An 18,922-nucleotide genomic window follows, 5' to 3' on the forward strand; every position below is an offset into this window, starting at 1 on the left:
CCGGGCCCGTGCGGGGTGAGAGCAACGTTCCCTACCGGTCACTCCCTGCCACAGACCGGAAACGCTCCCTCCCTACCTTCGGGATCAGCCCCTCGCGGCACAGCCCGCGCCCCGGAGAACAGTGGAGGCGTCATGACAGCCCCAACCCCGGCCCCCGCACCCCCGAGCAGGGGCGGCCGCTGGATCCAGCACTGGGATCCCGAGGACGAGACCTTCTGGAACACCACCGGAGAGAAGATCGCCCGCCGCAATCTCCTCTTCTCCGTGCTGTCCGAGCACATCGGCTTCTCGATCTGGACGATGTGGTCCGTCCTGGTCCTCTTCATGGGCCCGGAGTACGGACTCACCCCGGCCGACAAGTTCCTGCTGACGTCCATGGTGACGCTGGTCGGCGCCGTGGTCCGGGTCCCGTACACCTTCGCCGTCGCGGTGTTCGGGGGACGCAACTGGACCATCGTCTCGGCCGGGCTGCTGCTGGTTCCCACGGTCGCCGCGTTCACGGTGATGGAGCCGGGGACGTCGTTCTCCACCTTCCTGCTGGTCGGCCTGCTCGCGGGCATCGGCGGCGGCAACTTCGCCTCCTCCATGACCAACATCAACGCCTTCTTCCCGCTCAGGAAGAAGGGCTGGGCCCTCGGGCTCAACGCCGGCGGCGGCAACATCGGCGTCCCGGTGATCCAGCTCGCCGCCCTCGCGATCATCGGCGCGAGCGGCGGGCCGCGCGTGCTGCTCGGCATCTACATCCCGCTGATCGTCGTCGCCGCCGTGCTGGCCGCGCTGTTCATGGACAACCTCGCCTCGGTGAAGAACGACACCGGCGCCGCCAAGGACGCCGCCCGGGACGCGCACACCTGGATCATGTCCTTCCTCTACATCGGCACCTTCGGCTCGTTCATCGGCTACAGCTTCGCCTTCGGGCAGGTGCTCCAGAACCAGTTCGGCCGCACCCCGCTCCAGGCCGCGTACGTCACCTTCATCGGCCCGCTGCTCGGCTCCCTGATCCGCCCCGTGGGCGGCTGGCTCGCCGACCGGTACGGCGGTTCGAGGATCACCCTGTGGAACTTCGTCGCCATGGGGGCCGCGACCTCGGTGCTGATCGTCGCCTCCATGCAGAAGTCGCTGGTGCTGTTCACCGTCGCCTTCGTGGTGCTGTTCGTGCTGACCGGCCTCGGCAACGGCTCGACCTACAAGATGATCCCCGGCATCTTCCAGGCCAAGGCGCTGGCACAGGGGCTCAGCGGTGAGGAGGCCGCCGCGTACGGGCGCCGGCTCTCCGGGGCCTCCATGGGGCTGATCGGTGCGGTCGGCGCGCTCGGCGGGGTGGGGATCAACCTGGCCTTCCGCCAGTCCTTCCTCTCCTACGGCTCCGGCACCGGCGCGTTCGTCGCCTTCCTCGCCTGCTACGCGGTCTGCTTCGCGGTCACCTGGGCCGTATACCTTCGCCGCCCGGCGGCCGGCCCGGCCGCCACGAGCACGGTCACGGAGGAGAAGCCGCAGCTCAGCTACGCCGAGGTATGACGTAACACCCTGGACATCAAGCCGAACCGAGCCTGTCACGGATCATTGACAGGCTCGGTCGGCGTTGCAGGTGGAGCCGTACCTCAATGCAGTACGCCGACTCGAGTGCGGGACGAGAGCCATGTACGACGAACGACAGCGACCTGACCACGGGCCACTCGCGGGCTTCACCGTGGGGGTGACCGCGGCGCGCCGTGCCGAAGAGCTGGGCGTGCTGCTGCAACGGCGGGGCGCCGCCGTGCTGCACGCCCCTGCCCTGCGGATCGTGCCGCTCGCCGACGACAGTGAACTGCTGGCCGCCACCAAGGACATCATCGGGCAGGTGCCGGACATTGCCGTCGCCACGACCGCGATCGGCTTCCGGGGCTGGGTGGAGGCCGCCGACGGCTGGGGGCTCGGCGAGGACCTGCTGGCGCGGCTGCGGGGGGTGCGGATCCTGGCGCGCGGCCCCAAGGTGAAGGGCGCGATCCGGGCGGCCGGGCTGTCCGAGGAGTGGTCGCCGTCGTCGGAGTCGATGGCCGAGGTGCTGGACCGGTTGCTGGCCGAGGGCGTCGACGGGCTGCGCATCGCCGTCCAGCTGCACGGCGAACCGCTGCCCGGGTTCGTGGAGTCCCTGCGGGCCGCGGGCGCGGAGGTGGTGGGCGTGCCGGTCTACCGGTGGCTGCCGCCGGAGGACATCGGCCCCGTCGACCGGCTGCTGGACGCGACCGTCTCGCGCACGGTGGACGCGCTGACCTTCACCAGTGCGCCGGCCGCCGCCTCGCTGCTGTCCCGGGCGGAGGAGCGCGGACTGCTCGACGACGTGCTCACCGCCCTCGGCCACGACGTCCTGCCCGCCTGCGTCGGCCCCGTCACCGCGCTGCCGTTGCAGGCCCGTGGCATCGACACGGTCCAGCCGGAGCGCTTCCGGCTCGGCCCGCTCGTCCAGTTGCTCTGCCAGGAACTCCCCGCCCGCGCCCGCTCGTTGCCCGTCGCCGGGCACCGCGTCGAGATCCGCGGCCACGCGGTGCTGGTGGACGGCGAGCTCAAGCCCGTGCCCCCGGCCGGGATGTCCCTGCTGCGCGCCCTGGCCCGGCGGCCCGGCTGGGTCGTCTCCCGCGCGGACCTGCTGCGCGCGCTGCCGGGCGCGGGCCGCGACGAACACGCGGTGGAGACCGCCATGGCCCGCCTCCGCGCCTCCCTCGGCGCCCCGAAGCTGATCCAGACGGTGGTCAAACGCGGCTACCGCCTCGCCCTGGACCCCCATGCGGAAACGAAGTACGCGGACGAATGAGCCGGGCCACCCCGTGGGGACCGCGGGTGGCGGTGCAGCAGGCACGCGGGCCCGGGGCCGCGTGGACGGGCGGTGCGCGGCCCGGGGCCGGATGGGGGACCGGACGCGCGGAGCCGGAACGGACGGAGGGTGAGGCGCGCGGCACCGGAGGGGGAGGCGCGCGGCACCGAGAGGCGGGCGCCGGAAGGAACCGTGCGGGCAGGGTGGCCGACGGGCGGCGAGTCGTCCGTACTCGGCGCGCGGAGGGGGTTCCGGGTGCCGGGGCGGGCGGGCACTGTGGGGGAGAACGGTTTCCGGAATCCGACTCTCACCGGCCCCCCGCACCCCGGGGTGACCCTAGGCGGTGACAGGCACATGGCACTGGGTACGGCCACGGCGCCCTACGACCTGCGGTTCGACACCGGGCGCCTCTGTCTGGATCTCCTCGCCACCACGCACCCCGAGGAACGGCTCGGCTCCGTCCCGGTGTTGTGCGCCTGGATCACGGGTTCCGGACTCGTCCCGGTGGGCACGCCGCTCACCGGGGCGGACGCCGGCTGGCCGGCCGCCTTCCGCGAACTGCGAGGCCTGCTGGCCCCGTTGCTGCGCGGCCGGAGCGGTCCCGGCGTGCGCGCGTACGACCTCGCGCTCGCCCGCGTCAACGACCTCGCCCGCGCGGCGCCCCCGGCCCCCCGCGCGGTCCCCGGCGAGGACGGCACCCTGGTGCGGCGGCTGGACGGGCCGCCCGGACGCGCCGCGCTGCTCGCGGTGATCGCCCGGGACGCGGTGGACCTGCTCACCGACCCCGTCGCCCGCGCGAGCCTGCGCCAGTGCGAGGGCGACAACTGCCCGATCGTGTACGTGGACACCTCTCGGGGGCGCCGCAGGCGCTGGTGCTCCAGCGAGGTCTGCGGCAACCGCGAACGCGTCGCCCGCCACCGCCGTCGCGCCGCCCTCGCCCGGGCCTGAGCCGAGCCTCCCTCAACTCCGGTGCCCCCTTTGCGGCTTCTGTGTGCGGCGTGCGTCGAAGGGCCGAAGTGACGTCGCTTACACTCCCTTTGCCGTCCCGGCGCCCGGGCCCGCCCGGGCGCGATTTCTCGCGTGTCGGAAATGTAAAGAACGTGCGGGGGGAATGTGACTTCATGTCCCGGTCCGCACGTCGGACCGCAGAAAACTGTCATCTCGCTTTGAACGCGCAACGCCCCTCGTCCGTACCGGTTGTCGAGCGACCGACTGGGGGATCCCCCGGACATCGGAGGTGGGCGTGCGCAAGGATTCCGTCGTGGCCAATGAACGTGCATCGAGGGCCCGACATCGCATGTCCCAACCCTCGGAACCCGACGAGGAGCTGATGCGTGCGCTGTACCGCGAGCACGCCGGCCCCCTGCTGGCCTACGTCCTGCGACTGGTCGCCGGTGACCGGCAGCGCGCCGAGGACGTCGTGCAGGAGACGCTCATCCGTGCCTGGAAGAACGCCGGTCAGCTCAATCGGGCGACCGGTTCGGTACGCCCCTGGCTGGTGACGGTCGCCCGGCGCATCGTCATCGACGGCCACCGCAGCCGGCAGGCCCGGCCGCAGGAGGTCGATCCGTCGCCGCTGGAGGTCATCCCCGCGGAGGACGAGATCGACAAGGCGCTGTGGCTGATGACGCTGTCGGACGCGCTCGACGACCTGACCCCTGCCCACCGGGAGGTACTCGTCGAGACGTACTTCAAGGGGCGTACCGTCAATGAGGCGGCCGAGACGCTCGGAATACCCAGCGGAACAGTCCGCTCAAGGGTGTTCTACGCCCTGCGTTCGATGAAGCTGGCACTGGAGGAGCGGGGGGTGACGGCGTGATGAGTGTGTACGGGGGCAATCAGGGATTCGGTACAGGCGGGACGGGTATGTCTGGACCCATGCAGGGATCACCGGTGCCGAACGAACACGAGACCGTCGGCGCCTATGCCCTCGGGATCCTCGACGACGCCGAAGCAACCGCTTTCGAGGCGCACCTCGCGACCTGCGAGTGGTGCGCCCAGCAGCTCGACGAACTCGCCGGGATGGAACCGATGCTGGCCGCGCTCGCGGACCTGCCGGGTGCCGGGACACCCTCGATCGGCGAGTCGCTGTCCGCCAAGCCCTCCCCGCGCGTGGTGGAGAAGCTGGTCGACGAGGTCGCCGAGCGCCGCGCCAGAAAGCGCCGTCGCAACTTCTACATGGTGGCCGCGGCGGGCGCGCTGATCGTGAGCGGCCCGTTCGTGGCCGTCGCCACGAGCGGCGGGGGCGACGGCGGCAAGAGCGGGGGCGGGACCGAGCAGACGCTCTCGGCGAACCCCGCCAAGGACGCCTTCGACCGGATCTCCGACAAGATCACGGCCACCGACCCGGGCACCAAGGTCTCCGCGACCGTGGCGCTCCAGAAGAAGGACTGGGGCACCGGCACCGTCGTACAGCTCCAGAACGTCAAGGGTCCCGAGAAGTGCTCGCTGATCGCCGTCGGCAAGAACGGCGAGCGGGAGACCGTCACCTCCTGGTCCGTCCCGGAGTGGGGCTACGGCCTGCCGAACGCCAAGACCGAACAGGCCAAGCAACCGCTGTACGTCCAGGGCGGCGCCGCGTTCGAGCCGAACGAGATCGACCACTTCGAGGTCATGACCTTCGACGGCAAGCTTCTCGTGGAGGTCGACGCGTAGGACCCGCCCGGCCCGCCCGTAGCCTCACGGGGCCCCCTTCGCGTACGGTTGACGGCTGCCCAGCACGTCAGAAGGGGGCCCGGTGGCCGCTCAGGCTCAACAGGAAACCGCGGTCGGCTCGGTTCACGACTCCGTTCGCGACCGCGAGATCCGTGTCGAACAGGAACACCTGGACCGGGTGTACCGGCGCCTCGAGGAGAAGATCCACGAGGCCGAGTTCCTCATGCGCGACGCGGCCCGGCGCGGCCAGGTCGGCACGCCCGGCGCGCTCGCGGAGCGGGACGCCCAGGTGTTCCGCGCGGGCGTCCACCTGAACCGGCTGAACAACGAGTACGAGGACTTCCTCTTCGGCCGGATCGATCTGCTGCTCGGCAAGGACGGCAAGAAGGGACCCGACGGCGCCTACACCGCCGTCGAGCCCGCCGAGGGCGCCGTCCGCCCCGACAACACCGCCGACATCGCCGAGACCCTGCACATCGGCCGCATCGGCGTCCTCGACGAGGACTACGCCCCGCTGGTGATCGACTGGCGGGCCCCGGCCGCCGCGCCCTTCTACCGCTCCACCCCGGTCGACCCGGGACGGGTGGTGCGCCGCCGGGTCATCCGCTCCAAGGGCCGCCGCGTCCTCGGCGTCGAGGACGACCTGATGCGCCCCGAGCTGAAGGCGGCCCTGGACGGCGAGGAGCTGCCCGTCATCGGCGACGGCGCCCTGATGGCCGCGCTCGGCCGGGCCCGTACGCACACCATGCGCGACATCGTGGCGTCCATCCAGGCCGAGCAGGACATGGTGATCCGCGCCCCCGCCGCCTCCGTGACCTACGTCGAGGGCGGCCCCGGCACCGGCAAGACCGCCGTCGCCCTGCACCGCGCGGCGTACCTGCTCTACAGGGACCGGCGCCGGTACGCGGGCGGCATCCTGATCGTCTCGCCCACGCCCCTTCTGGTCGCCTACACCGAGGGCGTGCTGCCCTCCCTCGGCGAGGAGGGCCAGGTCGCCGTCCGCGCCATCGGCTCGCTGGTCGAGGGCGCCGAGGCCACGCTCTACGACGCGCCGTCGGTGGCCCGCGCCAAGGGCTCGTACCGCATGCTCAAGGTGCTGCGGAAGGCCGCGCGCGGAGCGCTGGAGCTGAACGATTCACCGGACCGGCTGCGGGTCGTCGCCTTCGGCCGGCGCCTGGAGCTGGAGGCCGGGGAGCTGGCGGAGGTCCGGCGCACCGCCCTCGGGGGCACCGCCCCGGTCAACCTGTTGCGCCCACGCGCCCGCAAGCTGCTGCTGGACGCCCTGTGGGAGCGCTCCGGCGGGGCCGGCCGGCACACCGACCCGGAGCTGGCCGCCGAGCTGCGCTCCTCCTTCGACGAGGACATCACCTCCGAGGACGACTTCATCGCCTTCCTCGACGCCTGGTGGCCCGAGCTGACTCCGGTCGCCGTCCTGGACGCCATGGCCGACGAGAAGCGCCTCGGCCGCTGGGCCCGGCGCATCCTCAACCCGGGCGAGGTCCGCAAGATCGCCCGCTCGCTGCGGCGGGAGGGCCGCACGGTGCACGACATCGCCCTGCTGGACGAGCTCCAGGCCGTCCTGGGCGCCCCGGCCCGCCCCCGGAAGAAGCGCGAGATCGACCCGCTCGACCAGCTCACCGGCCTCGAGGAGCTGATGCCGGTGCGTGAGGAGTCGCAGCGTGAGCGGGCCGAGCGACTGGCGCGGGAGCGCGTCGAGTACGCCCACGTCATCGTCGACGAGGCGCAGGACCTCACGCCGATGCAGTGGCGCATGGTGGGCCGCCGCGGCCGGCACGCCACCTGGACGATCGTCGGCGACCCGGCCCAGTCCTCCTGGTCCGACCCCGACGAGGCCGCCCAGGCCCGCGACGAGGCCCTCGGCACCCGCCCGCGCCGCCGCTTCGAGCTCACCGTGAACTACCGCAACCCCGCCGAGATCGCCCAGCTGGCGTCGAAGGTGCTGGCCCTGGCCATGCCCGGCTCCCAGGCACCGAGGGCGGTGCGCTCCACCGGCGTCGAGCCGCGCTTCGCCGTCGTCGGGGCATCGCTGGGGGAGACCGTGCGGGCCGAGACGGCGCGGCTGCTGGAGCGGGTGGACGGCACGGTCGGCGTGGTGGTCGCCATGCAGCGCCGCGAGGAGGCCCGCCGCTGGCTCGACGGACTGGGCGACCGGGCCGTTGCCCTCGGCAGTCTGGAGGCCAAGGGCCTGGAGTACGACGCCACCGTCGTCGTCTCCCCGGCCGAGATCGCCGACGAGTCGCCGGCCGGTCTGCGGGTCCTGTACGTCGCGCTGACCCGGGCGACCCAGCAGCTCACGGTGGTCTCCGGGGAGCGGGACGAGCCGGACGCGGCCGGGGCGCCGGACCTGCTGCGGGACTGAACCCGGAAAGTGCCGGCGGCACGGGAATGGTCCTGCGGGATCGGTTTGTTAGCCTGGGTGTGACACCGGCCCGATCCAAGCCCCCGGGCCCAACCTTCGTCGCTACGAGCGACCACTTGCCGCGAGGCGAGCATGGCGGGTCGGTGTCACTGAGCGCCGGAGAGGCCCACGTCACCATCGCGTGACGTGGGCCTCTCCGTTGTCCGGCCCCTTGGCCGGCACCACCCGGGGGATCCGCCCACCCGATCCCTCTCGTATGGTGGAAGCTGTTTTCCGAAAGAGTGCTCGCCTTCCGGCCTACCCCGACGGCGCGCGAACAAAACGTTCGCAATTCGGGGCGGCTACCGCGTACTCGCTGGTAGGTGCGACGATCGGACGGCACAACTGAAGCGACACGGTGAAAGCAGAGGAAGTCGGCCATGGCAACGGCGCCCAGCGTCTCCTACTCGATGACGGTCCGGCTGGAGGTGCCCGCGAGCGGAACAGCGGTCTCCCAGCTCACCACGGCCGTCGAGTCCCACGGAGGCTCGGTGACCGGCCTCGACGTCACCGCGTCCGGCCACGAGAAGCTCCGCATCGACGTCACCATCGCGGCCACCTCCACCGCGCACGCCGACGAGATCGTCGAGCAGCTGCGCGGCATCGAGGGCGTGACCCTGGGCAAGGTCTCGGACCGTACGTTCCTCATGCACCTCGGCGGCAAGATCGAGATGCAGTCCAAGCACCCCATCCGCAACCGCGACGACCTCTCCATGGTGTACACGCCGGGTGTCGCCCGCGTCTGCATGGCGATCGCCGAGAACCCGGAGGACGCCCGCCGCCTGACCATCAAGCGCAACTCCGTCGCGGTCGTGACGGACGGCTCGGCCGTGCTCGGCCTGGGCAACATCGGGCCCAAGGCCGCGCTTCCGGTCATGGAGGGCAAGGCGGCCCTCTTCAAGCGCTTCGCCGGCATCGACGCGTGGCCGATCTGCCTGGACACCCAGGACACCGACGCCATCGTCGAGATCGTCAAGGCGATCGCCCCCGGCTTCGCCGGCATCAACCTCGAGGACATCTCCGCGCCCCGCTGCTTCGAGATCGAGGCCCGGCTGCGCGAGGCCCTCGACATCCCCGTCTTCCACGACGACCAGCACGGCACCGCGATCGTGGTGCTGGCGGCGCTGACGAACGCGCTGCGCGTGGTGGGCAAGGCGATCGAGGAGGTCCGCGTCGTCATGTCCGGCGCCGGCGCGGCCGGTACGGCCATCCTCAAGCTCCTGCTCGCCGCGGGGGTGAAGAACGCGGTGGTGGCCGACATCCACGGTGTCGTGCACGCGGGCCGCGAGGACCTGGTGGACGCGGCGCCCGACTCCGCGCTGCGCTGGATCGCCGACAACACCAACCCGGAGGCGCTGACCGGCACGCTCAAGGAGGCCGTGCGCGGGGCGGACGTCTTCATCGGCGTCTCCGCGCCCAACGTCCTGGACGCGCAGGACGTGGCCGGCATGGCGGAGGGCGCGATCGTCTTCGCACTCGCCAACCCGGATCCCGAGGTGGACCCGGCGATCGCCCGCCAGACCGCGGCGGTCGTCGCGACCGGCCGCTCGGACTTCCCGAACCAGATCAACAACGTGCTGGTCTTCCCGGGCGTCTTCCGCGGTCTGCTGGACGCCCAGTCCCGCACCGTCAACACGGAGATGATGCTGGCCGCCGCACAGGCCCTGGCCGGCGTGGTCACCGAGGACGAGCTCAACCCGAACTACATCGTCCCGAGCGTCTTCAACGACAAGGTCGCGGGCGCGGTGGCGGGCGCGGTGAGGGCCGCCGCCAAGGCGGTCGGCGTGGCCGGCCACGCGTAGCCGGGGGCAACGCCTGACGCGCCGGGACCGGACACAGCCCACCCCTTTCCCCGGCCGCACGGAGACCACCTCCTGTCTGCGGCCGACGCGTCCCCGCGTCCAGGACCGCGGAGGGGCCGTCCCCGTCCGTGGGGTGGCCGCGCCCTGGCCGGGCATGGCGTGGTCGAGGAACGGCCGCGTTTCCGGCTGCGGCCGCCTCCGGACCGGGGAGGGGCCGTCTCCCGGCTGCGGTCCGGCGCGTCGTGGAGGCCGGGGGAGCGGAGGGGGTCCGGGTCGTATGCGGGCCGCGCTGCGTCCGCGGCGTGACTGCGCCCTGGCCGAGGCATGCCCGCTGTCCCGCTTCGCGCGGGCGGGGCAGGGGCGCGTCTCCCGGTCGCGGCAGACCCGCTCCGGGTGGCGGAACGGTCACCCCCGGCCCGGGCCCCGTCTCCGGGCCCCCGACCGCCGGCCGCCGGGGAACGGCTGCGCCTGGTTGCGTGCGTCTTCGGGGAAGAGGCGACGTTTTCCAGGTCGTATGCGGGCCGCGCTGCGTTCGCCCCTTTCTGGTCGCGGAGGGGCTGCCTCCGGCTGCGGGCCGGTGCTCATGGGCTTGCCGGAACGGCCGTGTTCGGTCACGAGCCCGGGTGCGTCCTGGACGCGGAGGCGGCGCCGTCTCCGCCGCCCTCCGGCCGCCGTGGTGCGGCCGGGGAGCGGCGGGTGCCGGGCCCGGCCGGAGAGCGGCGGCTTCGTAGCGCGGGCGGGTCGCCCCGGGGCGTGGAGCGGCCCGGTTCGCGCCCTGCGCGGGGGCGTGAACCGGCCGGGGCGGGCTGTGAGGATCGCCACGGGTGGCATGGAATCGGCGCGTCGGGGAACCTCGGACTCCTGGCCGCCCTCTAGGGTGGCGGCCGGGCTCGCGCCCTGATGTCCTTGGCGGTCCGCTGCCGGAAGCGGACGGAGCGTCACCCGATCGAGACGGTGGCGGTCCTCGTGTGACTCCCACGGGTGTTCTCACGACTCCTGCGGGTGCCGGATTGGCTTTCCCGCCGCAGGTAGAGGCAGGATGCCTCCCTGGGCGCGAGGGTCCGACGACGGACCCGGGTCCGGGGACTCACCGAAGGCCCTGGCAGCATCGGCTTGGCCGTGCCCATCATGCGGCCCCGCCGCGTGGCACGCCGCAACGGCAAGAAGAACACGGGAGTAACAACATGAACCGCAGTGAGCTGGTGGCCGCGCTGGCCGACCGCGCCGAGGTGACCCGCAAGGACGCCGACGCCGTGCTGGCCGCGTTCGCCGATGTCGTCGGCGACATCGTCTCCAAGGGCGACGAGAAGGTGACCATCCCCGGCTTCCTGACCTTCGAGCGCACCCACCGTGCCGCTCGCACCGCTCGCAACCCGCAGACCGGCGAGCCGATCCAGATCCCGGCCGGCTACAGCGTGAAGGTCTCCGCGGGCTCCAAGCTCAAGGAAGCCGCCAAGGGCAAGTGATCCTGCCGTCGGTACGCCCCGCGTGGGCGTACGGCGCACAGTGACGCCGAAGGGGCGGCCACCCGTGAGGGTGGCCGCCCCTTCGCCGCGCACGGGTCAGGCGAGCGCCTTGCCCGGAAGCTCGACCTTCGCGCCGAGCTCCATCAGCTTCTCCATGAAGTTCTCGTAGCCGCGGTTGATCAGCCCGATGCCGTGGACGCGGGACGTGCCCTGCGCCGCGAGGGCCGCGATGAGGTACGAGAAGCCGCCGCGCAGGTCGGGGATGACCAGGTCGGAACCCTGGAGCTTGGTGGGCCCGGACACGACCGCCGAGTGCAGGAAGTTGCGCTGGCCGAAGCGGCAGTCGGAGCCGCCCAGGCACTCGCGGTACAGCTGGATGTGCGCGCCCATCTGGTTGAGCGCGGAGGTGAAGCCGAGGCGGGACTCGTAGACCGTCTCGTGGATGATCGACAGTCCGGTCGCCTGGGTCAGCGCGACCACCAGGGGCTGCTGCCAGTCGGTCTGGAAACCGGGGTGGACGTCCGTCTCCAGCGCGATGGACTTCAGCCGTCCGCCGGGGTGCCAGAAGCGGATGCCCTCGTCGTCGATCTCGAAGGCGCCGCCCACCTTCCGGTACGTGTTCAGGAACGTCATCATCGAACGCTGCTGCGCGCCGTGGATGTAGATGTTGCCCTCGGTCGCCAGCGCCGCGGACGCCCACGAGGCGGCCTCCAGGCGGTCCGGCAGGGCGCGGTGGGTGTAGCCGCCGAGTTTGTCCACTCCGGTGATGCGGATGGTCCGGTCGGTGTCCATCGCGATGATCGCGCCCATCTTCTGCAGGACGCAGATCAGGTCCTCGATCTCCGGCTCCACCGCCGCGTTCGACAGCTCGGTGACACCCTCGGCGAGGACCGCCGTGAGCAGCACCTGCTCGGTCGTGCCCACCGACGGGTACGGCAGCCGGATCTTGGTGCCGCGCAGCCGCTGCGGGGCCTCCAGGTACTGGCCGTCCGCCCGCTTCTCGATCGTCGCGCCGAACTGCCGCAGCACGTCGAAGTGGAAGTCGATGGGCCGGCCGCCGATGTCGCAGCCGCCCAGACCCGGGATGAAGGCGTGCCCGAGCCGGTGCAGCAGCGGGCCGCAGAACAGGATCGGGATCCGGGAGGACCCGGCGTGGGCATCGATGTCGGCGACGTTGGCGCTCTCCACGTGCGTGGGGTCGAGCACCAGCTCGCCGGGCTCGTCACCCGGGCGGACCGTCACCCCGTGCAACTGCAGCAGACCCCGTACGACACGGACGTCGCGGATGTCCGGAACATTGCGCAGACGGCTCGGAGCACTGCCCAGCAGCGCGGCGACCATGGCCTTCGGCACGAGGTTCTTCGCACCGCGGACACGGATCTCGCCCTCCAGCGGGGTTCCGCCGTGGACAAGCAGGACGTCTTCAGCGCCTTTGACGGTCATGAATCTCGCGTTCCGTGGAGTCGGGCAGGGGGCCAGGAGGGACAGGGTAATCGCCCTCCGGGCTCCTTCCGTATGCCCGTGCGGGAGCCGGTCACCTCATGGTCGGGTCACATCACCAACCGTGGAAAGACGGGCACGAGGGGTCACTGCGACGGGGGTGCGCCGGGGGCGCCGGCCGCCTCCCTGAGCTGCCTTCACTCCCGTACCGCCGTTGCCTCCCCACACGAAGGGAAGATGCGGGATCATGTCTGGCATGACCGAGGTGTCCTCGCTCACAGGGCGGCTGCTCGTGGCCACGCCCGCCCTGGCGGACCCGAACTTCGACCGTGCGGTGGTGCTCCTTCTCGACCACGACGAGGAGGGCTCGCTCGGTGTCGTCCTCAACCGTCCGACCCCGGTGGACGTGGGCGACATCCTGGAGGGCTGGGCGGACCTCGCCGGCGAACCCGGCGTCGTCTTCCAGGGCGGTCCGGTGTCGCTGGACTCGGCCCTCGGGGTCGCCGTCGTCCCGGGCGGGTCCGCCGGGGAGGCGGAGCCGCTGGGCTGGCGCCGGGTGCACGGCGCGATCGGACTGGTCGACCTGGAGGCCCCGCCGGAGCTGCTCGCCTCCGCAGTCGGCTCCCTGCGGATCTTCGCCGGATACGCCGGCTGGGGCCCCGGTCAGCTGGAGGACGAGCTGGTCGACGGCGCGTGGTACGTGGTGGAGTCGGAGCCGGGTGACGTCTCCTCCCCGGCCCCGGAGCGACTCTGGCGCGAGGTGCTGCGCCGCCAGCGCAACGAGCTGGCGATGGTGGCCACGTACCCGGACGACCCTTCGCTCAACTGAAGCGTGTGACCTTCAGTACCCTTGGCTGTTATGAGCACTCTCGAGCCCGAGCGCGGGACTGGTACGGGGACCCTCGTCGAGCCCACGCCGCAGACTTCCCACGGCGACGGCGACCACGAGCGCTTCGCCCACTACGTCCAGAAGGACAAGATCATGGCGAGCGCCCTCGACGGCACCCCCGTCGTGGCGCTGTGCGGCAAGGTGTGGGTGCCGGGCCGCGACCCGAAGAAGTACCCCGTGTGTCCCATGTGCAAGGAGATCTACGAGTCCATGGGCGCCGGCGGTGACGACAAGAGCAAGGGCGACAAGTAGGGCCCGACCGCTCCGAAGCCCCCTGGGTGCGTGACGCGCGCCCGGGGGGCTTTGTGCTGCCCGCGCGGTGGGCGGGGTGCGTCCGCCGGTCACGGAGTGGTGGAGACCTCTTGTGGGGTGGTTCGTCGAGTCCCTAGCCTCCGTTGTGCACAGCGGAACAGGCATTGCACGTGTTGCAACGCACTCGGAGGAGCACTCCCTATGAAGCTGTCCGTCCGCCTGGTCGCCCTCGCGGCCGTCCTCGTCACCGCCGCCTGCGCTCCCCAGACCTCCGGCACCTCCTCCCCCGGCCAGGACGAGAAGTCCGGCACCCTGCGGGTCTGGCTCTTCCAGGAGGTGAACAACGAGCCCAAGGAACGGCTCGTCGACTCCGTCGTGGCCGAGTTCGAGAAGACCCACGAGGACACCGACGTCACCGTCGAGTACATCCCCGTCGAGACCCGCGCCCAGCGCATCAGGGCCGCGTTCAACGACCCCCGGTCCGCTCCCGACCTCGTCGAGTACGGCAACACCGACACCGCCGGCTACGTGAAGGACGGCGGACTCGCCGACGTCTCGGAGGAGTTCGCGGCCTGGGACGAGGCCGAGGACACCGACCCGACCGCCCGGCAGTCGGTCACCGTCGACGGCAGGGTCTACGGCGTGCCCTACTTCGTCGGCGTCCGCGCCCTCTACTACCGTACGGACGTCTTCGAGGAACTCGGCCTGGAGGTGCCGCGGACCCAGGCCGAGCTGATCTCCACCGCCAAGCGGATCCGCGCCGCCAGGCCCGAGCTGTACGGCATCGCCGTCGGCGGCGCCTACACCTACGGCGCGATGCCCTTCCTCTGGGCCCACGGCGGCGAACTCGCCACCGGCAAGGGCGGATCGTACGCATCGGCCATCGACCGCGCCGAGGCGCACCGGGGCATCGAGGCGTACACCTCGCTGTTCGGCGACGACAACTGCCCGGCCGCCAAGTGCGCCGGGATGGGCGGCAACGACACCGTCACCGCCTTCGCCTCGGGCAAGGCGGCGATGGCCATCGGCGGCGACTTCAGCCGCGCGGCTGTCGAGGCGGGCGAGGTGAGGGGCGCGTACGCGGTCGTCCCCCTGCCCGGCGTCGAACGCGGCTCCATCGCCCCCGCGTTCGCGGGCGGGAACAACCTCGGCGTCCTGAAGTCCACCTCGCACCGCACCCTCGCCGTCGACCTGATGAAGCGGCTCGCGTCCAAGGAGACGCAGGGCCGGCTCTTCGACGCCATGGGCTTCCTGCCCACCTTCTCCGACGTGCGCCGGGAGGTGGCCGCCCAGGAGCCCTTCGTGAAGCCCTTTGTCGAGACCCTCGCCGCGGGCACGAGGTTCGTGCCCGCCTCGCCCGCCTGGGCGCGGATCGACTCCTCGCAGGTGCTGCCGACGATGTTCCAGGAGATCGTCAGCGGCAGGAAGGAGGTGGACGCCGCCGCCGAGGACGCGGCGCGGAAGATGAACGAGGCGTTCGGCTCCGCGGGATGACCGCCCCCGTGAGCTCGAAGGACGCGGACCACCGACGGCTGCGGCTGGTCGGCGACAGGCCGCGCCCACGAGGCGGCAGCCGCGCGTCCCGCACCGCCCCGCGCCCCTCGGGGACGCGCTCCGGTGCCCCCTGGCTGTATCTTGCGCCCGCGCTCGTCGTCCTCGGCGGACTGCTCGCCTACCCGATCCAGCAACTCGGCCTGATCTCGCTGTTCCACTACACCCAGGCACAGGTCAGCGGTGGGGAGCCGACCACCTTCCGGGGGCTCGGCACCTACGCGGAGCTGTTCGCCGACGAGCGGTTCTGGCAGGTGCTGCTGGCCACCGTGCTGTTCGCGGCGGCCTGCGTGGTGTGCACCCTGGCCGTGGGCTGCGCGCTGGCCGTGCTGCTCACGCGGGTGCGGGCCCTGCCGCGGCTGGCGCTGACGCTGGCCGCGCTGGGCGCGTGGGCCACCCCGGCCGTCACCGGCTCCACGGTGTGGCTGTTCCTCTTCGACGCCGACTTCGGCCCGGTCAACCGGGTGCTGGGGCTCGGCGACCACGCGTGGACCTACGGGCGGTTCAGCGCCTTCTTCCTGGTGCTGCTCGAAGTGGTGTGGTGCTCCTTCCCGTTCGTGATGGTGACGGTCCACGCCGGCATCCGGGCCGTACCGGCCGAGGTGCTGGAGGCCGCCGCACTGGACGGTGCCTCGCACTGGCGCGTGTGGCGCTCGGTGCTGGCCCCGATCCTCCGGCCCATCCTGGTCGTCGTCACCATCCAGTCGGTCATCTGGGACTTCAAGGTCTTCACCCAGATCTACGTCATGACGAACGGCGGCGGCATCGCCGGCCAGAACCTGGTCCTCAACGTCTACGCCTACCAGCAGGCGTTCGCGTCCTCGCAGTACGGCCTGGGCGCCGCCATCGGCGTGGTGATGCTGCTGATCCTGCTCGCCGTGACGCTGCTGTACCTGAGGCTGCTGCGCCGCCAGGGGGAGGAACTGTGACGCTCGTGAGCCGGAACCGGTCGCCTCGGGTGAAACCTGTGCGCCGATTCGTGCGGCGCCCGGGGCGTCTCGCGGCCGAGACGGCGGCGCTGCTGGTCGCGGCGATGGTGGCCTTCCCGCTGTACTGGATGGTGCTGGGTGCCTTAAAACCGGCCGGGGAGGTCGAATCGTCCGAGCCGCGGCCCTGGACGTCGGCGCCCACCCTGGATTCCTTCCGGCGGGTCTTCGGGCAGCAGGAATTCGGCCGCTACTTCGTCAACAGCGTCGTCGTCGCGGTCGCCGTCGTGATCGCCTCGGCACTGATCGCCTTTCTCGCCGCGACCGCCGTGACGCGTTTCCGGTTCCGTATGCGGACCACCCTGCTGGTCATGTTCCTGGTGGCGCAGATGGTGCCCGTGGAGGCGCTGACGATTCCCTTGTTCTTCCTCATGCGGGACCTCGGTCTGCTGAACAGCCTGTGGTCGCTGATCCTGCCGCACATCGCGTTCTCGCTGCCGTTCGCGATCTGGATGCTCCGGGGGTTCGTGAAAGCCGTTCCGGAGGCGCTGGAGGAGGCGGCCCTCATCGACGGCGCGAGCCGGGCGCGATTCCTGTGGCAGATCCTTTTCCCGCTCGTTCTGCCGGGGCTGGTGGCCACGAGCGTGTTTTCCTTCATCTCCACCTGGAACGACTTCCTGTTCGCCAAGTCGTTCATCATCAGCGACATCTCGCAGTCGACACTTCCGATGGCCCTGCTGGTCTTCTACAAGCCCGACGAACCGGACTGGGGAGGAGTGATGGCCGCCTCCACGGTGATGACGATTCCGGTGCTGGTGTTCTTCGTCCTGGTGCAGCGCCGACTGGTGGCGGGACTGGGCGGAGCGGTGAAGGACTGACGCGCCCGCAGAGGGCCGGCCGCCGGACATGACGGACCCCACAGCGAAGGACCCGATGCCATGAGTGAGCACCCCCCGTTCCCCGATCCCGGAGTGTCCCTGATCCCGGCCCCCGCGCGGCTGTCGGTGACGTCCCCCGGTACCGGTGCGGGCTTCGTCCTCGACGCCCGCACCGCGCTCGAGGACCACCCCGGGACCGGGCGCGTCGCGCGGTGGCTGCGCGCGCAGGTCGGCGCGGCCACCGGGTTCCCGCTGCTGCCGCCGACCGGCGGCGAAAACCGCCTCCGGCTGCGGATCGACCCCTCGCTCGCCACGGGGACCGGCGGCCCGGAGGCGTACCGCCTCCGTGTCGGCGACGGCCTCGTCGGGATCGACGGGGCGAGCGAGGCCGGGGTCTTCCGGGGCGCGCAGACTTTCCGCCAACTGCTCGGCCCGGACGCCTTCCGCCGGGCCCCCGTACGCGGCAGGGAGGCCTGGGGCATTCCCGCGGTCACCGTCGAGGACGCCCCGCGCTTCCGCTGGCGCGGCCTCATGCTCGACGTCGCCCGGCACTTCATGCCCAAGGAGGGCGTGCTGCGGTATCTCGACCTCATGGCCGCGCACAAACTCAACGTCCTGCACTGGCACCTGACGGACGACCAGGGCTGGCGGATCGAGATCGAGCGCCACCCGCGCCTGACGGAGGTCGGTTCCTGGCGGTCCAGGACGAAATTCGGGCACCGCGCCTCACCCCTGTGGGACGACAGACCGCACGGCGGCCACTACACCCGGGACGACATCCGCGAGATCGTCGCCTACGCCGCCGACCGCCACATCAGCGTCGTCCCGGAAATCGACGTGCCCGGCCACGCGCAGGCGGCCATCGCCTCGTACCCGGAACTCGGCAACGCCGACGTCGTCGACACCACTTCCCTGACCGTCTGGGACACCTGGGGCATCAATCCGAACGTCCTCGCCCCCACCGACGCCACCCTGCGCTTCTACGAAGGGGTCCTCGAGGAAGTACTGGAACTGTTCCCCGCCGACGCCGGGACGTTCTCGTCGTTCGTGCACATCGGCGGTGACGAATGCCCCAAGAACCAGTGGCGCGCTTCGGCCACCGCGCAGCAACGGCTGGGCGAACTCGGCCTCGAGGACGAGGACGCGCTCCAGGCCTGGTTCATCGGCCACTTCGACACCTGGCTGTCCGCGCGGGGGCGCCGGCTGATCGGCTGGGACGAGATCCTGGAGGGCGGCCTGGCGCCGGGCGCCGCCGTGTCCTCCTGGCGCGGTTACGCCGGCGGGGTCGCCGCCGCCCGCGCGGGACACGACGTGGTGATGTGCCCCGAGCAGCAGGTGTACCTGGACCACCGGCAGGACGCGGGCCCCGACGAGCCGGTGCCGATCGGGTACGTGCGCACCCTGGAGGACGTCTACCGCTTCGAGCCCGTGCCGCCCGAACTGACCGTCGAGGAGGCCGCGCGGGTTCTGGGCACCCAGGCCAACGTCTGGACGGAGGTGATGGAGGACCAGGCCCGGGTGGACTACCAGGTCTTTCCCCGGCTCGCCGCCCTCGCCGAGGTCGCCTGGAGCAGCCTGCCGCGCCCCGCCGAACGGGACTTCGCCGGCTTCGAGCGGCGGATGGAGGCCCACTACCGGCGGCTCGACGCCCTCGGCGTCGCCTACCGGCCGCCCACCGGCCCGCGGCCCTGGCAGAAGCGCCCCGGGGTCCTGGGGCGCCCGATCGACGGCGCACCCCCGTTCCGGTAACCACGCGCCCGCCGCGGCGCGGGACCGGCAACCCGCACGCCCGCCCCGCCCCGAACAGGTCACGGAAAAAGCGCACAAGGGTCACCGAAGAGTGCCAATCCGAG

15 protein-coding genes are annotated in these 18,922 nt (G+C 71.8%); 14 read left to right on the top strand and 1 reads right to left on the bottom strand.

Annotation, left to right across the window (positions count from 1 at the left end):
• Positions 1 to 132: 132 nt before the first annotated feature.
• The 8 genes from ACFYOV_RS14540 to ACFYOV_RS14575 all read left to right on the top strand — a co-directional run bounded on the left by ACFYOV_RS14540 (position 133) and on the right by ACFYOV_RS14575 (position 11,133).
• Entirely contained in the window at positions 133 to 1,518 is a 1,386-nt protein-coding gene (locus ACFYOV_RS14540) for a nitrate/nitrite transporter (RefSeq protein ID WP_389087248.1), read from the top strand.
• Between the two features lie 121 nt (positions 1,519 to 1,639).
• A complete protein-coding gene (locus ACFYOV_RS14545; protein WP_389087250.1) occupies positions 1,640 to 2,791 on the top strand; it encodes a uroporphyrinogen-III synthase in 1,152 nt (383 codons plus the stop codon).
• A 354-nt stretch (positions 2,792 to 3,145) separates the two neighbouring features.
• Positions 3,146 to 3,739: a CGNR zinc finger domain-containing protein gene (locus ACFYOV_RS14550; protein WP_389087253.1), complete on the top strand. Its 594-nt coding sequence runs from the start codon at positions 3,146 to 3,148 to the stop codon at positions 3,737 to 3,739.
• A gap of 349 nt (positions 3,740 to 4,088) precedes the next feature.
• Positions 4,089 to 4,610, top strand: a complete 522-nt coding sequence (locus tag ACFYOV_RS14555; protein ID WP_010039908.1) for a sigma-70 family RNA polymerase sigma factor — start codon at positions 4,089 to 4,091, stop codon at positions 4,608 to 4,610.
• Positions 4,611 to 4,684: 74 nt separating this feature from the next.
• Complete coding sequence (locus ACFYOV_RS14560) at positions 4,685 to 5,446, top strand: zf-HC2 domain-containing protein (RefSeq protein ID WP_389087257.1); 762 nt, start codon at positions 4,685 to 4,687, stop codon at positions 5,444 to 5,446.
• An 82-nt stretch (positions 5,447 to 5,528) separates the two neighbouring features.
• Positions 5,529 to 7,826, top strand: coding sequence for a HelD family protein (locus tag ACFYOV_RS14565; RefSeq protein WP_389087259.1), 2,298 nt, complete (start codon positions 5,529 to 5,531; stop codon positions 7,824 to 7,826).
• A gap of 419 nt (positions 7,827 to 8,245) precedes the next feature.
• Positions 8,246 to 9,667, top strand: a complete 1,422-nt coding sequence (locus ACFYOV_RS14570; protein WP_389087262.1) for an NAD-dependent malic enzyme — start codon at positions 8,246 to 8,248, stop codon at positions 9,665 to 9,667.
• Positions 9,668 to 10,851: 1,184 nt separating this feature from the next.
• Positions 10,852 to 11,133: an HU family DNA-binding protein gene (locus ACFYOV_RS14575; RefSeq protein ID WP_003990598.1), complete on the top strand. Its 282-nt coding sequence runs from the start codon at positions 10,852 to 10,854 to the stop codon at positions 11,131 to 11,133.
• 96 nt (positions 11,134 to 11,229) lie between these two features.
• Here the strand turns inward: ACFYOV_RS14575 and murA are convergent, their stop codons facing one another.
• Entirely contained in the window at positions 11,230 to 12,576 is a 1,347-nt protein-coding gene (gene murA / locus ACFYOV_RS14580) for a UDP-N-acetylglucosamine 1-carboxyvinyltransferase (protein ID WP_389087264.1), read from the bottom strand.
• A 253-nt stretch (positions 12,577 to 12,829) separates the two neighbouring features.
• Between murA and ACFYOV_RS14585 the strand changes: the two genes are divergently transcribed.
• The 6 genes from ACFYOV_RS14585 (at position 12,830) to ACFYOV_RS14610 (ending at position 18,818) form a co-directional block, all read left to right on the top strand.
• The gene (locus tag ACFYOV_RS14585) at positions 12,830 to 13,402 is read left to right on the top strand and encodes a YqgE/AlgH family protein (protein WP_389087267.1); all 573 of its coding nucleotides are present in this window, start codon (positions 12,830 to 12,832) and stop codon (positions 13,400 to 13,402) included.
• 30 nt (positions 13,403 to 13,432) lie between these two features.
• Positions 13,433 to 13,714 carry a DUF3039 domain-containing protein gene (locus ACFYOV_RS14590; protein WP_389087269.1) on the top strand — a complete coding sequence of 94 codons (282 nt, stop codon included), beginning with the start codon at positions 13,433 to 13,435 and terminating at the stop codon, positions 13,712 to 13,714.
• Between the two features lie 201 nt (positions 13,715 to 13,915).
• On the top strand, positions 13,916 to 15,208 hold the full coding sequence (locus ACFYOV_RS14595) for an extracellular solute-binding protein (protein WP_389087272.1): 1,293 nt from the start codon (positions 13,916 to 13,918) through the stop codon (positions 15,206 to 15,208).
• Positions 15,205 to 16,194 carry a carbohydrate ABC transporter permease gene (locus ACFYOV_RS14600; RefSeq protein WP_389087275.1) on the top strand — a complete coding sequence of 330 codons (990 nt, stop codon included), beginning with the start codon at positions 15,205 to 15,207 and terminating at the stop codon, positions 16,192 to 16,194. The genes ACFYOV_RS14595 and ACFYOV_RS14600 overlap by 4 nt, the downstream gene beginning before the upstream one ends.
• Positions 16,195 to 16,223: 29 nt before the next feature.
• Entirely contained in the window at positions 16,224 to 17,069 is an 846-nt protein-coding gene (locus ACFYOV_RS14605; RefSeq protein ID WP_389087278.1) for a carbohydrate ABC transporter permease, read from the top strand.
• Between the two features lie 60 nt (positions 17,070 to 17,129).
• Positions 17,130 to 18,818, top strand: coding sequence for a beta-N-acetylhexosaminidase (locus tag ACFYOV_RS14610; RefSeq protein ID WP_389087280.1), 1,689 nt, complete (start codon positions 17,130 to 17,132; stop codon positions 18,816 to 18,818).
• The last annotated feature ends 104 nt before the right edge of the window (positions 18,819 to 18,922 follow it).

It is taken from the genome of Streptomyces sp. NPDC005931 (genome assembly GCF_042871235.1).
GTDB lineage: Bacteria > Actinomycetota > Actinomycetes > Streptomycetales > Streptomycetaceae > Streptomyces.

Excerpts from the sequence above, each read along its gene's own strand:
- ACFYOV_RS14540 (WP_389087248.1), top strand. The coding sequence starts at position 133 with ATGACAGCCCCAACCCCGGCCCCCGCACCCCCGAGCAGGGGCGGCCGC.
- ACFYOV_RS14545 (WP_389087250.1), top strand. The coding sequence starts at position 1,640 with ATGTACGACGAACGACAGCGACCTGACCACGGGCCACTCGCGGGCTTC.
- ACFYOV_RS14550 (WP_389087253.1), top strand. The coding sequence starts at position 3,146 with ATGGCACTGGGTACGGCCACGGCGCCCTACGACCTGCGGTTCGACACC.
- ACFYOV_RS14555 (WP_010039908.1), top strand. The coding sequence starts at position 4,089 with ATGTCCCAACCCTCGGAACCCGACGAGGAGCTGATGCGTGCGCTGTAC.
- ACFYOV_RS14570 (WP_389087262.1), top strand. The coding sequence starts at position 8,246 with ATGGCAACGGCGCCCAGCGTCTCCTACTCGATGACGGTCCGGCTGGAG.
- ACFYOV_RS14575 (WP_003990598.1), top strand. The coding sequence starts at position 10,852 with ATGAACCGCAGTGAGCTGGTGGCCGCGCTGGCCGACCGCGCCGAGGTG.
- murA (WP_389087264.1), bottom strand. The coding sequence starts at position 12,576 with ATGACCGTCAAAGGCGCTGAAGACGTCCTGCTTGTCCACGGCGGAACC.
- ACFYOV_RS14585 (WP_389087267.1), top strand. The coding sequence starts at position 12,830 with ATGACCGAGGTGTCCTCGCTCACAGGGCGGCTGCTCGTGGCCACGCCC.
- ACFYOV_RS14590 (WP_389087269.1), top strand. The coding sequence starts at position 13,433 with ATGAGCACTCTCGAGCCCGAGCGCGGGACTGGTACGGGGACCCTCGTC.
- ACFYOV_RS14595 (WP_389087272.1), top strand. The coding sequence starts at position 13,916 with ATGAAGCTGTCCGTCCGCCTGGTCGCCCTCGCGGCCGTCCTCGTCACC.
- ACFYOV_RS14600 (WP_389087275.1), top strand. The coding sequence starts at position 15,205 with ATGACCGCCCCCGTGAGCTCGAAGGACGCGGACCACCGACGGCTGCGG.
- ACFYOV_RS14610 (WP_389087280.1), top strand. The coding sequence starts at position 17,130 with ATGAGTGAGCACCCCCCGTTCCCCGATCCCGGAGTGTCCCTGATCCCG.